This window comes from Micromonospora sp. NPDC048894 (assembly GCF_040649765.1).
GTDB lineage: Bacteria > Actinomycetota > Actinomycetes > Mycobacteriales > Micromonosporaceae > Micromonospora > Micromonospora antibiotica.
Window position 1 is genome coordinate 113,943 of record NZ_JBEZFY010000016.1, and the last position, 13,675, is coordinate 127,617.

The 13,675-nt window shown below is 71.5% G+C and carries 13 protein-coding genes; 5 read left to right on the top strand and 8 right to left on the bottom strand.

Annotation, left to right across the window (positions count from 1 at the left end):
* Positions 1 to 30: 30 nt before the first annotated feature.
* Positions 31 to 1,545, bottom strand: a complete 1,515-nt coding sequence (gene miaB / locus AB0C22_RS27010) for a tRNA (N6-isopentenyl adenosine(37)-C2)-methylthiotransferase MiaB (protein ID WP_357537784.1) — start codon at positions 1,543 to 1,545, stop codon at positions 31 to 33.
* A 67-nt stretch (positions 1,546 to 1,612) separates the two neighbouring features.
* Between miaB and AB0C22_RS27015 the strand changes: the two genes are divergently transcribed.
* A complete protein-coding gene (locus AB0C22_RS27015; protein ID WP_208569572.1) occupies positions 1,613 to 1,840 on the top strand; it encodes a DUF2277 family protein in 228 nt (75 codons plus the stop codon).
* Positions 1,841 to 1,974: 134 nt separating this feature from the next.
* Here the strand turns inward: AB0C22_RS27015 and AB0C22_RS27020 are convergent, their stop codons facing one another.
* Both AB0C22_RS27020 and selD read right to left on the bottom strand, forming a co-directional pair.
* Complete coding sequence (locus AB0C22_RS27020; protein ID WP_219468610.1) at positions 1,975 to 2,454, bottom strand: hypothetical protein; 480 nt, start codon at positions 2,452 to 2,454, stop codon at positions 1,975 to 1,977.
* A gap of 324 nt (positions 2,455 to 2,778) precedes the next feature.
* Positions 2,779 to 3,768 carry a selenide, water dikinase SelD gene (selD, locus tag AB0C22_RS27025; protein ID WP_219468607.1) on the bottom strand — a complete coding sequence of 330 codons (990 nt, stop codon included), beginning with the start codon at positions 3,766 to 3,768 and terminating at the stop codon, positions 2,779 to 2,781.
* A gap of 197 nt (positions 3,769 to 3,965) precedes the next feature.
* On the opposite strand from selD, the gene AB0C22_RS27030 reads away from it, so the two are divergent.
* Genes AB0C22_RS27030 through AB0C22_RS27045 form a run of 4 tightly spaced genes read left to right on the top strand, consistent with a single transcriptional unit; the run spans position 3,966 to position 7,369 of the window.
* A complete protein-coding gene (locus AB0C22_RS27030; protein WP_357537787.1) occupies positions 3,966 to 4,721 on the top strand; it encodes an amino acid ABC transporter ATP-binding protein in 756 nt (251 codons plus the stop codon).
* Positions 4,722 to 4,778: 57 nt separating this feature from the next.
* The gene (locus tag AB0C22_RS27035; RefSeq protein WP_357537789.1) at positions 4,779 to 5,657 is read left to right on the top strand and encodes a glutamate ABC transporter substrate-binding protein; all 879 of its coding nucleotides are present in this window, start codon (positions 4,779 to 4,781) and stop codon (positions 5,655 to 5,657) included.
* Between the two features lie 39 nt (positions 5,658 to 5,696).
* Positions 5,697 to 6,404 carry an amino acid ABC transporter permease gene (locus AB0C22_RS27040; protein WP_357537791.1) on the top strand — a complete coding sequence of 236 codons (708 nt, stop codon included), beginning with the start codon at positions 5,697 to 5,699 and terminating at the stop codon, positions 6,402 to 6,404.
* Positions 6,401 to 7,369, top strand: a complete 969-nt coding sequence (locus tag AB0C22_RS27045; protein ID WP_357537793.1) for an amino acid ABC transporter permease — start codon at positions 6,401 to 6,403, stop codon at positions 7,367 to 7,369. Before AB0C22_RS27040 ends, AB0C22_RS27045 begins: the two co-directional genes overlap by 4 nt.
* Positions 7,370 to 7,499: 130 nt before the next feature.
* Here the strand turns inward: AB0C22_RS27045 and rny are convergent, their stop codons facing one another.
* The 5 genes from rny to AB0C22_RS27070 all read right to left on the bottom strand — a co-directional run bounded on the left by rny (position 7,500) and on the right by AB0C22_RS27070 (position 13,667).
* A complete protein-coding gene (gene rny, locus AB0C22_RS27050) occupies positions 7,500 to 9,266 on the bottom strand; it encodes a ribonuclease Y (RefSeq protein WP_357537795.1) in 1,767 nt (588 codons plus the stop codon).
* Between the two features lie 956 nt (positions 9,267 to 10,222).
* Entirely contained in the window at positions 10,223 to 10,900 is a 678-nt protein-coding gene (locus AB0C22_RS27055) for a regulatory protein RecX (RefSeq protein ID WP_357537797.1), read from the bottom strand.
* Positions 10,901 to 10,914: 14 nt separating this feature from the next.
* Positions 10,915 to 11,961: a recombinase RecA gene (gene recA / locus AB0C22_RS27060; protein ID WP_208569362.1), complete on the bottom strand. Its 1,047-nt coding sequence runs from the start codon at positions 11,959 to 11,961 to the stop codon at positions 10,915 to 10,917.
* Between the two features lie 184 nt (positions 11,962 to 12,145).
* Positions 12,146 to 12,346 (bottom strand): DUF3046 domain-containing protein, encoded by a 201-nt coding sequence (locus AB0C22_RS27065; RefSeq protein WP_091249479.1) that lies wholly within the window; start codon positions 12,344 to 12,346, stop codon positions 12,146 to 12,148.
* A gap of 4 nt (positions 12,347 to 12,350) precedes the next feature.
* Complete coding sequence (locus tag AB0C22_RS27070) at positions 12,351 to 13,667, bottom strand: MFS transporter (protein ID WP_219468588.1); 1,317 nt, start codon at positions 13,665 to 13,667, stop codon at positions 12,351 to 12,353.
* Positions 13,668 to 13,675 lie beyond the last annotated feature (8 nt).

Below are 13,675 nucleotides of genomic sequence, written 5' to 3' on the forward strand. Positions count from 1 at the left end.
GTCCGCCGGTGGCGGGCCCCGACCGGGAGGTCAGTACGCGGCGCAGCCGGCCGTCGGCGCGGGCGTCGCGGCCGGCGCACCGACCGTGGGCAACCCGAGCAGCACCCCGGGGGTACGCGGGGCGCGGCCGGCCTCGGCGGCGTCACCGGCCCGGGTGCGGCGGTGTGCCAGCGGGGCACCGTCGGCGTTGAGGTGGTGCGGGGCGGCGTAGGTGATGGTGGTGTGCACGATGTCGCCCGGTCGGATCGTGCCGGCCGCGCCCGGCTCACCGGCCGCACCGGTGGCGAAGTGCACCAGTCGGCCGTCGCGGGCCCGGCCGGAGAGCCGGCCGGTGCGGTCGTCCTTGCGGCCCTCACCGACGGCGACCAGCACCTCGACGGTCTCGCCGACCAGACGCTTGTTCTCCGCCCAGGTGATCTCCTCGACGCAGGCGACCAGCCGTTCGTAGCGTTCCTGCACGACCTGCTTGGGCAGCTGGTCGGGCATGGTCGCGGCCGGGGTGCCGGGGCGCTTGGAGTACTGGAAGGTGAACGCCGACGAGAAGCGGGCCGCGCGGACCACGTCGAGGGTCTGCTCGAAGTCGGCTTCGGTCTCGCCGGGGAAGCCGACGATGATGTCGGTGGTGATCGCCGCGTCGGGCATCGCCGCCCGGACCTTCTCGATGATGCCGAGGTAGCGCTCCGACCGGTACGACCGGCGCATCGCCTTCAGCACGTCGTCCGAGCCGGACTGCAACGGCATGTGCAGCGAGTGGCAGACGTTGGGGGTCTCGGCCATCGCGGCGATCACGTCGTCGGTGAAGTCCTTCGGGTGCGGGCTGGTGAACCGGACCCGTTCCAACCCGTCGATCTCACCGGTCGCGCGCAGCAGCTTGCCGAAGGCGTACCGGTCACCGAACTCGACGCCGTAGGAGTTGACGTTCTGCCCGAGCAGGGTCACCTCCAGCACGCCCTCGGCGACCAGGGCGCGCACCTCGGCGAGGACGTCGCCGGGGCGGCGGTCCTTCTCCTTGCCGCGCAGGGCGGGCACGATGCAGAACGTGCAGGTGTTGTTGCAGCCCACCGAGATCGACACCCAGCCGGCGTACGTCGACTCGCGCCGGGTCGGCAGGGTGGACGGGAAGACGTCGAGGGATTCGAGGATCTCCACCTCGGCGGCGGTGTTGTGCCGGGCCCGTTCCAGCAGCACCGGCAGCGAGCCGATGTTGTGGGTGCCGAACACCACGTCCACCCAGGGTGCCTTGCGGACGATGTCGCCCCGGTCCTTCTGGGCCAGGCAGCCGCCGACGGCGATCTGCATCCCCGGGTGCCGGGCCTTGACGGGGCGCAGGTGACCGAGGTTGCCGTAGAGCCGGTTGTCGGCGTTCTCCCGGACGGCGCAGGTGTTGAACACCACCACGTCCGGGTTGTCGTCGGCGTCGGCGACCCGCACGTAACCGGCCTGTTCGAGCAGGCCGGAGATGCGCTCGGAGTCGTGCACGTTCATCTGGCAGCCGTACGTGCGCACCTGGTAGGTGCGCGGGCTGCCCACGGCTGCGGTAGTCATGACACGCACAGCGTATCCGGGCCGCCCGACCGGGGCCGACCGGGAAGACCCCCGACGAGGAGGAACCATGTGCCGGAGCATCAAGACCCTGCGTGAGCCGTACGTCCCGACGGTCACGCCGGCCGACATCGAGGCGGCGGCGTTGCAGTACGTCCGTAAGGTGTCCGGTTTCCGGGCCCCGGCCGCGCACAACGCGGCGGCGTTCGAGGCGGCGGTGAGCGCGGTGACCGCCGCCACCGCGACCCTGCTGGACCAGTTGCAGGTCCGGGGCACCCGCCCCACCGTCGCCCCCTGACCACCGACCCCGGGCCGTCGCCCTCTGACCCGCCGGGCCCCGGGCCGTCGCCCCCCTGACCCGCCGGGCGTCGGCCGCACCGCCACGGACCGGGCGGTGGCCCTGGGTGCACGGGCCGTCGGGCGGGGGGTCGGTCAGGCGGCGGCCAGGGCCGGGTTGACCGAGTCGGGTGCCCAGCGCGAACGGCAGCACCGCGACCAGCCCCGACAGCCCGGGTGCGCCAGGGTGCAGAGCCGGCGCGCGGAGAGCACCTCACCGTCGTCGGTCTCGGTGACCTCGAAGTGCACCGGGCGGATCGTGCCGCCCGGGGCGACCAGCAGGTGCCGGCCGGCGTCGAGGGTGTCGTCGGCCAGCAGGCAGTCCCGGTCGAGCAGCCGGGCCAGCGCGGCGACCGCGCTCAGCTGGTGCAGCGACTCGGGTACGCCGTAGCAGTCGACGATCGTCCCGAACTCCCCCGGGGCCTCCCACACGTCGCAGATCACCGCGTACGTGGGCAGCCGGGCCGGGTCGGCCACGGCCAGGGGCATCACCACCCGTCCGAGCGCCTCGGCCAGGGCCGGGTACACCTCCACGGGTGCGGCCCGGTCGATTCTCCAGTTCCACAGCTCGGTCATGCCGCCTCCTCGCTGCGTTAGTCCCACCGGCCTCCGGATCGGGCCTTACTCACGATGGTGGGGGGCATTTGCCCCCGGCCGGGGGCAAGTTACCGGTCTGTGACCATTCCGGGCAAAATTTCCTAGCGCCGCATTGCCCGGAGTAGCGGGAAGATGACAGTTTATCGGGTACGGTGCCCCGCCGAACCGGCCGACCGACAGCCCAGCCCACCCGGCGCGGCGTCGGAAGTCCGGGCCCGCCACCCGGGGTCAGGAGACGGCGGTCAGGGGTCAGGGGGCGGCGGTCGGCGGTCAGGCGTCGGCGGTCAGGGGCGGCGGCACGCGTCAGCGGATGACGACCATCGACTCGCCCCGGGGCAGCAGCTCGCCGATCACCGTGCCGCCGGGCACCTCGCCGGCCAGCAACAGCCCTCCGGAGGTCTGCGCATCGGCCAGCAGCAGCCGGTCCGCCTCCCCGGTCGACCCGAACCCGGTCCACGGGCCCACCCAGTCCAGGTTGCGTCGGGTGCCGCCGCTGACGTGCCCGTCGCGCACCGCCTCCCGGGCACCGGGCAGGTAGGGCACCCGGGCGGCGTCGATGGCCACCGTCAGGCCGCTCGCCCGGGCCAGCTTCGAGGCGTGCCCGAGCAGCCCGAAACCGGTCACGTCGGTGCCGCAGCGGATGCCCGCCGCGACGGCGGCGCGGGCCGCGTCCCGGTTGAGCGTGGTCATCGACGCCACCGCCTCGGCGGACACCTCACCGGTGGCCTTGTGCCGGGTGTTCAGCACACCGACGCCGAGCGGCTTGGTCAGCGACAGCGGCAGCCCGGCCCGCCCGGCGTCCAGGGTGATCAGCTCCTCGGGGCGGACCAGCCCGGTCACGGCCAGCCCGTACTTGGGGCCGTCGTCGTCGACGCTGTGCCCGCCGGCCAGGTGGCAGCCGGCCTCCCGGGCCACGTCCTGCCCGCCGCGCAGCACCTCCCGGGCCAGCTCCAGCGGGAGGGTGTCCCGGGGCCAGCAGAGCAGGTTGATGGCGACCAGCGGGGTGCCGCCCATGGCGTACACGTCGGAGAGGGCGTTGGCGGCGGCGATCCGCCCCCAGTCGTAGGCGTCGTCGACGACCGGGGTGAAGAAGTCGGCGGTGGTGACCAGGCCGGTCCGCTCGTCCAGCCGGACCACCGCGGCGTCGTCGCCGTGGTCGAGACCGACCAGCAGTTCGGCGGTGCCGGTGGCCGGCCCGAGGCCGGCGACCATCGCCTCCAGTTCCCCCGGTGGGATCTTGCAGGCGCAGCCGCCGCCACGCGCGTACTCGGTCAGCCGGATCCGCTCGGTCATCGCCCCATGATCTCCGTCACCCGGTCCACCCGCCACCCGACCGGCCCGTCGGGTGCCGAAATTCGGACGCCGGAGCACACCCGACACCGGTGTTACCTCTCCGTGACCCGTTGGGTTGCGATCCGCCACGTCGCCCCGCCTACAGTGGCCCAACCGGGGGTCGACCGACCCCGCTTTCCGGTACGACGACAGGGACGGTGGACGACGTGGCGACCGGCGAACCGCTGATCGTGCTGGACAAGGTCAACAAGTGGTTCGGCCCACTGCACGTGCTCGACGACGTGTCACTCTCGGTGGGCAAGGGCGAGGTCGTGGTGGTGATCGGGCCGTCCGGCTCCGGCAAGTCGACACTCTGCCGGACGATCAACCGGCTGGAGCCGATCAACGACGGGACGATCACCTTCGACGGCCAGCCGCTGCCGGCCGAGGGGCGGGCGCTGGCGAAGCTGCGCAGCGAGGTCGGCATGGTCTTCCAGTCGTTCAACCTCTTCGCCCACAAGACCATCCTGGAGAACGTCACCCTCGGGCCGGTCAAGGTCCGCAAGGAGAAGCCGGCCGCCGCCCGCGAGCGCGGCCTGGCCCTGCTCGACCGGGTCGGCATCGCCAACCAGGCCGACAAGTACCCGGCCCAGCTCTCCGGCGGCCAGCAGCAGCGGGCGGCGATCGCCCGCGCGCTGGCCATGCAGCCCAAGGCGATGCTCTTCGACGAGCCGACCAGCGCCCTCGACCCGGAGATGGTCGGCGAGGTGCTCGACGTGATGACCTCACTGGCCGGCGAGGGCATGACCATGGTGGTGGTGACCCACGAGATGGGCTTCGCCCGGCACGCCGCCAACCGGGTGATCTTCATGGCCGACGGGCAGCTCGTCGAGGACGCCCCGCCGACGGAGTTCTTCGCCAACCCGCGCAGCGAGCGGGCCCGGGACTTCCTCTCCAAGATCCTCACGCACTAGGCGTCCGTAGTGGAGCGTGCCGGTCACCGGTGCATTCCGACGAAGAAGGAGATCAGTATGCGTATGAAGCGCGTGGCGGCAGTCGCCGCGGCGGCTACTCTGGCGCTCGGCCTGGCCGCCTGCGGCGGCGACGACGCCGACGAGGGCACCGGTTCCGGCAGCAAGTCCTTCGCCGCCGGCAGCACCATGGAGAAGCTCAACAAGGCGCAGAAGATCAAGATCGGCACCAAGTTCGACCAGCCCGGCTTCGGCCAGAAGGGCCTGTCGGGCAAGCCGGAGGGCTTCGACGTCGAGGTCGCCAAGCTCATCGTCAAGGAGCTGGGCATCCCCGAGGACAAGATCGAGTACGTCGAGACGCCGTCGAAGGTCCGTGAGGACGTCATCGTCAACGGCACCGTCGACCTGGTCGCGGCGACGTACACCATCAACGACAAGCGCAAGGAGCGGATCGCCTTCGCGGGCCCGTACTACGAGGCCGGCCAGAACATCCTGGTCAAGAAGGACGACGCCACCATCACCGGGCCGGACTCCTTCAAGGACGGCACCAAGAAGGTCTGCTCGGTGACCGGGTCCACCCCGGCCGAGGAGATCAAGAAGTACGTCAAGGACGTCGGCACCCAGCTCGTGCTCTTCGACACGTACGACAAGTGCCGCGACGCCCTCAAGGGCGGCCAGGTCGACGCCGTCACCACCGACAACGTGATCCTGCTCGGCTACATCGCCAAGGACGAGTCGTCGTTCAAGCTGGCCGGCGAGAACTTCACCAAGGAGCCGTACGGCATCGGGGTGAAGAAGGAAGACAACGACTTCCGCAACTTCGTCAACGACACGCTGGAGAAGGCGTTCAACGACGGCAGCTGGAAGAAGGCGTGGGACGACACCGCCGGCAAGTTCGGCGCGGAGCTGGGCACCGCGCCCACCGTCAACCGTTACTGATCTGACCTCGATCTGGAGGGTGGGGAGGAACACCGGCCCGTGAGTGTGCTCATCGACAAGTTCGACGTCTTCGCGGGTGGTTTCTGGCTCACCCTCCAGATCTGCGTCCTCGCCGCGATCGGTGCCCTGATCCTGGGCGCCGTCCTGGCGGTGCTGCGCATCTCGCCGGTGCCGCCGCTGCGCGCCGTCGGCACCGCCTACGTGAACATCTTCCGGAACATGCCGCTGACCGTGGTGATGTTCTTCGCCGCATTCGGCCTGCCGGCGCTCGGCTCCAACGCCGACTTCCTGCGGATCCCCGTGCTGGATTCGCTCTTCACCCGGCTCGGCACCGACCTGCCGTACTTCCGGTTCGCGCTGATCGCCCTGGTGCTCTACACCGCCGCGTTCGTCTGTGAGGCGCTGCGCTCCGGGGTGAACGCGGTGCCCCCCGGTCAGGCCGAGGCGGCCCGGTCGCTCGGCCTGACCTTCGGCCAGAACCTGCGGCACGTGGTGCTGCCGCAGTCCTGGAAGGCGTCGGTGGTGCCGCTCGGCTCGGTGATCATCGCAATGATCAAGAACTCGGCGCTGATCGGCTTCTTCGGCGTGGTCGGCGACCTCTCCCAGAGCGCCGACCAGCTCACCTCCGCCGAGGGCTACGCCTTCATCCCGGTCGCCATCGGCATCTCGATCGGCTATCTGATCATGACCGTGCCGCTCGGCGCACTGCTCGACCGGCTGGAGAAGCGACAGGCGGTGGCCCGATGAGTCAGCAGACCAGCGTCCTGTACGACGTCCCCGGCCCGCGCCAACGCCGGATCACCCTGATCGGCAGCATCGTCGCCACCGTGCTGCTGGCCGTCGGCGCGTACTTCCTGATCTACCGCCCGCTGGACGACAAGGGCCAGTTCTCGATGGAGCTGTGGGGTCCGCTGGTCGACCCCTCCCACGAGAACTTCTCCCAGGTGTGGGACCGGATCGGCTTCGGGCTGAAGAACACCCTGACCGCCGCCGTGCTGGCCATCGTCGCGTCGCTGGTGGTCGGCACCCTGCTCGCGGTGCTGCGCATCCAGCTCAAGAGCCTCACCCGGCGACGCTTCACCGGGATGGCCACCCCGGTGGCCTACCTGCTGCGCGGGCTCAGCGTCACCCTCTCGGCGGTCACCCGGGTCTGCGTCGAGGTGTTCCGGGGCCTGCCGGTGGTGCTCACCATCTTCTTCGTGGCCCGGGGCTTCCCCGAGTTCGGCGTCTCCTTCGACTCGCTGTGGTACCTGGTCATCGGCCTGACCGTCTACAACTCCGTGGTCATCGCCGAGATCCTCCGCTCCGGCATGGAGGGACTGCCCGGCGGGCAGGCCGAGGCCGCCGCCGCGATCGGCCTCTCCCCCGCCCAGACCACCCGGATGATCCTGCTGCCCCAGGCGTTCCGGATCATGCTGCCGGCGCTGATCAGCCAGCTCGTCGTGGTGCTCAAGGACACCTCGCTGGGCTTCATCATCAGCTACGAGGAGACCCTCAACATCGGCAAGCAGCTCATCGGCGTGCTGGACAACCCGATCCAGGTCTACGTGGTGATCGCCGCGCTGTTCATCCTGGCCAACTACTCGCTGTCCAAGCTGGCCCAGTTCGTCCAGCGGCGGCTGTCCCGGGGCCGCAAGTCCGTCGGGAAGGCGGCCCCGCCGCCCCCGGCCGCCGCGCTCACCTCCCAGGCGGAGGGCGCGGGCGGCAACTGAACCACCCCGCACGGCACGAGGGCCGGCCCGGATCTCCGGGCCGGCCCTCGTGCCGTGTCGTTCGGTGGTCACCGTGGTCGCGGGTTCCCCTCGTCGCCCGGTGCGGCCGGTGCCGCCGTCCGGTGGCCGGTCAGCGGGCGATCTCGGTGACCCGGGACTCCCGGACCACGGTCACCCGGATCTGCCCCGGGTAGGTCAGCTCCTCCTCGATCTGCTTGGCCACGTCCCGGGCGAGGACCGCCGCGCCGATGTCGTCGACGTCGTCCGGCTTGACCATCACCCGGATCTCCCGGCCCGCCTGCATCGCGAAGACCTTCTCCACGCCGATCTTGCCGGCGGCGATCTCCTCGATCCGTTCCAGCCGCTTGACGTACGCCTCCAGGCTCTCCCGCCGGGCCCCGGGCCGCCCGCCCGAGCAGGCGTCGGAAGCCTGGGTGAGGACCGCCTCGATGGTCTGCGGCGGCACCTCGTTGTGGTGCGCCTCGATGGCGTGCACCACGTCCTCGCTCTCGCCGTACTTGCGGGCCAGGTCGGCGCCGATGATGGCGTGGCTGCCCTCCACCTCGTGGGTGAGCGCCTTGCCGATGTCGTGCAGGAACGCCGACCGTTTGATCGTCGGCACGTCCAGCCGTAGTTCGGCGGCCATGATCCCGGCGATGTGCGCGGTCTCCACCAGGTGCTTGAGCACGTTCTGCCCGTACGACGTGCGGTAGCGCAGCCGGCCGAGCAGGGTGACCAGCTCGGGGTGGATCTCGGTGATGCCCACCTCCACCAGGGCGTCCTCGGCGGCCCGGTGGCACAGCTCCTCCACCTCCTGCCGGGCGAGGTCGTGCACCTCCTCGATCCGGTGCGGGTGGATCCGCCCGTCGAGGATCAGCTTCTCCAGGGTGAGCCGACCGACCTCCCGGCGTACCGGGTCGAAGCAGGACAGCAGCACCGCCTCGGGGGTGTCGTCGATGATCAGGTTGACTCCGGTCACCGACTCGAAGGCACGGATGTTGCGCCCCTCCCGGCCGATGATCCGCCCCTTCATCTCGTCCCCCGGCAGGTGCAGGACGCTGACCACGCTCTCGGCGGTCTGCTCGCTGGCCACCCGCTGGATGGCGTCCACCACGATGTGCCGGGCGCGTTGCTCGGCGGTGTTGCGGGCGTCGGACTCGATGTCCCGCACCAGCAGCGCCGCCTCCCGCTTCGCCTGGGTCTCGATCACCTCGATCAGCTCCGTGCGGGCCGACTCGGCGGTCAGCCCGGCGACGCGTTCCAGTTCCCGCCGGCGCTGCTCCTCGGCCACGGTCAGCGCGGCCTCCCGGGCACTGATCGCCGCCTCCCGCTCGGCCAGCGCGGCGCTGGCGGCGGTGAGCTGCCGCTCGCGTTCGGCCAGCCGCTCCACCTCCTCGGTGTGCAGCCGCTCCCGCTCGTCCATCCGGGCGGCCCGGCGTTCCACCTCGGCCGCCTGCTCCCGTGTCGTCGCGGCGAGCACCGCCACCTCACGCTCACCGCTGCGCCGGGCGCTGGCCCGCAGCTGCTCCGCGTCCGCCTCGGCCTGTTTGTGGGCGCGCTCCAGGACGGTGTCCGCCTCGGCACGGGCGTCGTCGAGGACCCGGCGGGCCTCCGCCCGGGCCGACTTCGCCTCCGCTTTGGCCCCGGCCGCCTCGGCACGGGCTGCGGAGGCGGCGGACTTCGCCACGTCGATGGTGCTGTTCACCTCGTCGGCGGCGGTCCGCAGGGCGGCCAGGGACTGTTCCTGGCGGTCCTTCTCGGCGATGAAGGCGGGGTCCTCCGGGGCGGGAGCGGCACCGATGCGACGCAGCGCCCGTACGCCGATCAGGACGGCGCCGACCACGACCAGGGTGAGGACCCCGACGACGATCAGGAGCACCACGTCGAAGGTGTTCATGCCGGCGTCCCGTCACCGGGGCCGGTGGGCCGCCACACCGCGTCGGCGCACCCGCGCTCGCCACCGCCTGCTGGGGACCCCCGGTCCCTGTGCCGACCCGCCATGGTCGTGCCTCCCCAAACGTCTACGCCGCAGGGGAACCGTGCCGACGGGCACGCACCTCTGCGGCTCTGGACGCCCGACCGAGCGGCTGGCCGTGGGGATAGCTCTCCGTCGGCGGTGCCCATGCGGCATCGCCGACAGCCGGGTGCAGTTGTCGGGTCGGCTCCGGACCGGCTGTCCGGAACGACCGTCAAGGCCGGTGGAGCTGGCCAAAGTGATGCTGTTCTGTTACGAGATCTATGTTGTGCGCTTAGCCTGCGCTGGTCGGGCAAAGTGAGCCTGTATGGCGAGGCTAGGTCTCGGAAGGCCGATCGGTCAAGAACTCATGATCAAACCCCCCGAACGGAGAGAGTTGGCAACGTCACCCATTGGTGATCCAAATCCGGACACGAAGCCATAAAACTCCCGTTTCAGCCGCCCGTCGGCCACCCTCCGACCGCTATTCACCTTCAGCACCTGGCGGCCCACCGCGCCCCGGCGTCTCTCCACTCCGCTTGCCGTCCGGACCGGGGCCGGCCTCCGGACCAGCGCCCACACCCCGCTCCGCAAGATCGCACTGTTTCCTGGTTGTAGTGGCCTCCGAAACGACGGATACCACTACAACCAGGTTCGAGCACGATCTTGCGGGGTGTGGGAGTGGCGGAACCGGTGGCACCGGCCAGGGAGGCTACGCGGGTGAGGATGCGCGCGGGGTCAGTCAGGTGACGCCCAGGGCGCAGGTCCAGGCGGGTGGCGGTACGCAGGGGTCAGGTGACGCCCAGAGCACGGGCGTGTGACGCCCGGGTGGCGTTGTCGGAGGGCGGGCGCACCGTCCGGGAGGCATCGGCCAGCACGTCGGCGTCGGTCTGCATCGGTCAGCCCCGCTCGCCCTCGACATCGGCCAGGGCGTCGGCGTCGATCTGATCGGCGAACTCGGCGGCCTCGGCGCTCTGGGCGGCGAGGGCGTCCTTCACCGCCCGGATCGCCACCCCGGGTGGGTAGCCCTTGCGGGCGAGCATGCCGACCAGCCGACGGAACACCGCGTCGGGCTCACCCCGGGCGGTGCGCAGCTTGCGGTCGACCAGGGCACGGGCGGTCTCCGCCTCGGTCTCCTCGTCCAGCTCACCGAGGGCCTCGCTGGCCACCTCACCGTCCACGCCACGCTGACGCAGCTCGTTGGCGAGTGCCCGGCGGGCCAAGCCGCGACCGTTGTGCCGGCTGGAGACCCAGGCCCGCGCGAACGCCGCGTCGTCGATGATGCCGACCTCGTCGTAGCGGTCGAGGACCTGAGCGGACACCTCGTCGGAGATGCCCTTCTTGGCCAACGCCCCGGCCAGCTCGGCCCGGGTACGTGGCCGCACCGCGAGCTGCCGCAGGCAGATCTCCCGGGCCACCTCGGCCTCGTCGCGGGGCGTCGACTCACCGGGGGTCGGCTCGGTCCCGTCGGCCGCCCCCCGGCGACCCCGCCGGGGGCGGGGCGTCGCGTCGTCGGCTCCTGCACGGGGAGGGGCGGCATCCCAGCCCCGCCCCGTGCGGGCGCGTCGTCCTGCCATTCGACCGCGACCGGTCAGAAGTCGACAGGCGGCAGCTCAGGGCCACCGGCGGCGTCACCCGCGCCGACCCCGACGCCGAGCTTCTCCAGGATCTTCTTCTCGATCTCGGCCGCCACGTCCGGGTTCTCCTTGAGGAACTCCCGGGCCTTTTCCTTACCCTGCCCGAGCTGGTCGCCGTCGTAGGTGTACCAGGCACCGGACTTACGGATGATCGCCTGCTCCACGCCGACGTCGATCAGCGAGCCCTCGCGGGAGATGCCCTTGCCGTACATGATGTCGAACTCGGCCTGCTTGAACGGCGCGGCGACCTTGTTCTTGACGACCTTGACCCGGGTGCGGTTGCCGACCACGTCGGTGCCGTCCTTGAGGCTCTCGATGCGGCGCACGTCGAGCCGGACCGAGGCGTAGAACTTCAGCGCCCGACCACCGGTGGTCGTCTCGGGCGAGCCGAACATGACGCCGATCTTCTCGCGGAGCTGGTTGATGAAGATCGCCGTGGTGCCGGTGTTGTTGAGCACGCCGGTGATCTTCCGGAGCGCCTGGCTCATCAGCCGGGCCTGGAGACCGACGTGGCTGTCGCCCATCTCGCCCTCGATCTCGGCGCGCGGCACCAGGGCCGCCACCGAGTCGATCACGATGATGTCGATCGCGCCGGAGCGCACCAGCATGTCGACGATCTCCAGCGCCTGCTCGCCGGTGTCCGGCTGGGAGACCAGCAGGGCGTCGGTGTCGACGCCGAGCGCCTTGGCGTAGTCGGGGTCGAGCGCGTGCTCGGCGTCGACGAACGCGGCGATGCCGCCGGCCCGCTGGGCGTTGGCCACCGCGTGCAGGGCGACCGTGGTCTTGCCGCTGGACTCGGGACCGTAGACCTCGACGACCCGGCCCCGGGGCAGACCACCGACGCCGAGCGCCACGTCGAGCGCGATGGAGCCGGTCGGGATGACCGAGGTCTGGACGACCGGGCGCTCGCCCAGCCGCATCACCGACCCCTTACCGAACTGCTTGTCGATCTGAGCGAGAGCAAGGTCGAGTGCCTTCTCCCGGTCGGGCCCTGCGGCCATGTTTGCCACTCCTGCCTTCGCCGGCGTCTTTCCTGAGCTTCGCGTCACGCGGACACGCTAGGCGCTAGGTCCGACAGAAAACCAGCCGACGGGCCGTGAGCTGTGGACGAGCACCCCGCTGTGGACAATAGCCGAACAGGTGTACGAGCCGGCAAGTGACACGCGGAAGTGGCGGAACGGCAGCTCAACGTAGCCGTGCGGGCACCCGGTCGGGGTATGCGGCGACCACCGCCCGCCACACGACGTGGGTCTGCTCACCAGCGGCGAGGGCCTGGGTAATGGTCCGCCCGTCGAGCTGGGAGAGCACCTGGTCGCTGGCGATGCTGGCCGCGTAACCCGGCCCGAAGGCCTCGTCCAGCCGGGTCCAGAAGTCGGTCAGCCGCACGTGATCACTCCTCCTCGTCGGGTGCCGTCGGCGGCACCCGACGCAACGCTAGCGCCACCAACGGCACCACCGCGATCGCCGCCAGCAGGGTCAGGGTCGGATAACCCGCCACCCGCATGACAAACCCGCTGGCCGCCGCCGCGCCCGCCCCGGCCAGCCCCATCGTCAGGTCGGACAGCCCCTGCACGCTGGGGCGTACCCCGGACGGCACCGCCTCGGACAGCAGCGTCGAACCGGCCACCATCGTCGCCGACCAGCCCAGCCCGAGCAGGGCCAGGCCGACCGAGAGACGCGGCGTGTGGTGCCCGGCGGTGCCGGCCACCGCGCACGCGGCCAGCAGCGTGCCGACCCCACCGAGGATCACCGCACGCCGACCCAACCGGTCGGTGAGCCAGCCCACCACCGGGGAGAGGGCGTACATGCCGGCGATGTGCACGCTCAGCACGATGCCGACGACGCGCAGCACGTCCGCGTCGGAGTGCGACTCGCCGAGGCGTACCGGGGTCATCGCCATCACCGCGACCATCACCAGGTGGCCGATGGCGACGGCGGCGATGCCCAGCCGGGCCGCCGGCCGGCCGCGCACCACCCGCCAGGCCACCCGCATACCGGCCCGCCGCGCGTCCGGCGCGGTGGTCGCCGCCGGTGGGGCGGCCCCGGCCGGTGTCCCGGCGTCGGCCGCCGCGAGCCGCCGCGCGGTCAACAGCGGATCGGGCCGCAACAGCAGCAGCAGTACGACCGCAGCCACGCCGAACGCGACGGCGCTGAACGCGAACGGGCCGGACAGCGACGGCAGGCCCCATCCCCGGGTGACCCCGTCGGCGAGCGCGGCGAAGTTGGGTGCCGCCACCGAGCCGATGGTGGTGGCCCAGACGACCAGGGAGAGTTGCCGGCCCCGGCGGGCCGGCTCGGCGAGGTCCACGGCCGTGTAGCGGGCCTGGAGGTTGGCCGCCGTGCCCCCGCCGAACAGCAGCATCCCCAGGAAGAGCAGCGGTACCGCACCGGTGGCCGTGGCGAGCACCACCAGCAGCGCCCCGACCGCCCCGACCAGGTACGCCACCACCAGTCCCGGGCGACGCCCGTGACCGTTCATGATCCGGGTGACCGGTACGGCGAGCAGCGCCGCGCCGACCACCCCGCAGCTCTGCGCCAGCCCGGCCACGGCGGTGCCGGCGACCCGGGCCGCCAGCAGCGCCCCGACCGAGATCCCGATGGCCACCCCGACCCCACCGATGATCTGCGTGACGAAGAGCAGCCGCAGCGTGCGCCGCTGGATCGGGGCGACGTCGGGCCGGATGGGTGCGCGCAGGTCGGCGGTCATCACACGCT

Bases quoted from the DNA above. Each gene is read 5' to 3' on its own strand.
- AB0C22_RS27045 (WP_357537793.1), top strand. From the start codon at position 6,401: ATGAGTCAGCAGACCAGCGTCCTGTACGACGTCCCCGGCCCGCGCCAA.
- AB0C22_RS27035 (WP_357537789.1), top strand. From the start codon at position 4,779: ATGCGTATGAAGCGCGTGGCGGCAGTCGCCGCGGCGGCTACTCTGGCG.
- AB0C22_RS27055 (WP_357537797.1), bottom strand. From the start codon at position 10,900: ATGGCAGGACGACGCGCCCGCACGGGGCGGGGCTGGGATGCCGCCCCT.
- AB0C22_RS27020 (WP_219468610.1), bottom strand. From the start codon at position 2,454: ATGACCGAGCTGTGGAACTGGAGAATCGACCGGGCCGCACCCGTGGAG.
- miaB (WP_357537784.1), bottom strand. From the start codon at position 1,545: ATGACTACCGCAGCCGTGGGCAGCCCGCGCACCTACCAGGTGCGCACG.
- selD (WP_219468607.1), bottom strand. From the start codon at position 3,768: ATGACCGAGCGGATCCGGCTGACCGAGTACGCGCGTGGCGGCGGCTGC.
- recA (WP_208569362.1), bottom strand. From the start codon at position 11,961: ATGGCCGCAGGGCCCGACCGGGAGAAGGCACTCGACCTTGCTCTCGCT.
- rny (WP_357537795.1), bottom strand. From the start codon at position 9,266: ATGAACACCTTCGACGTGGTGCTCCTGATCGTCGTCGGGGTCCTCACC.
- AB0C22_RS27070 (WP_219468588.1), bottom strand. From the start codon at position 13,667: ATGACCGCCGACCTGCGCGCACCCATCCGGCCCGACGTCGCCCCGATC.
- AB0C22_RS27015 (WP_208569572.1), top strand. From the start codon at position 1,613: ATGTGCCGGAGCATCAAGACCCTGCGTGAGCCGTACGTCCCGACGGTC.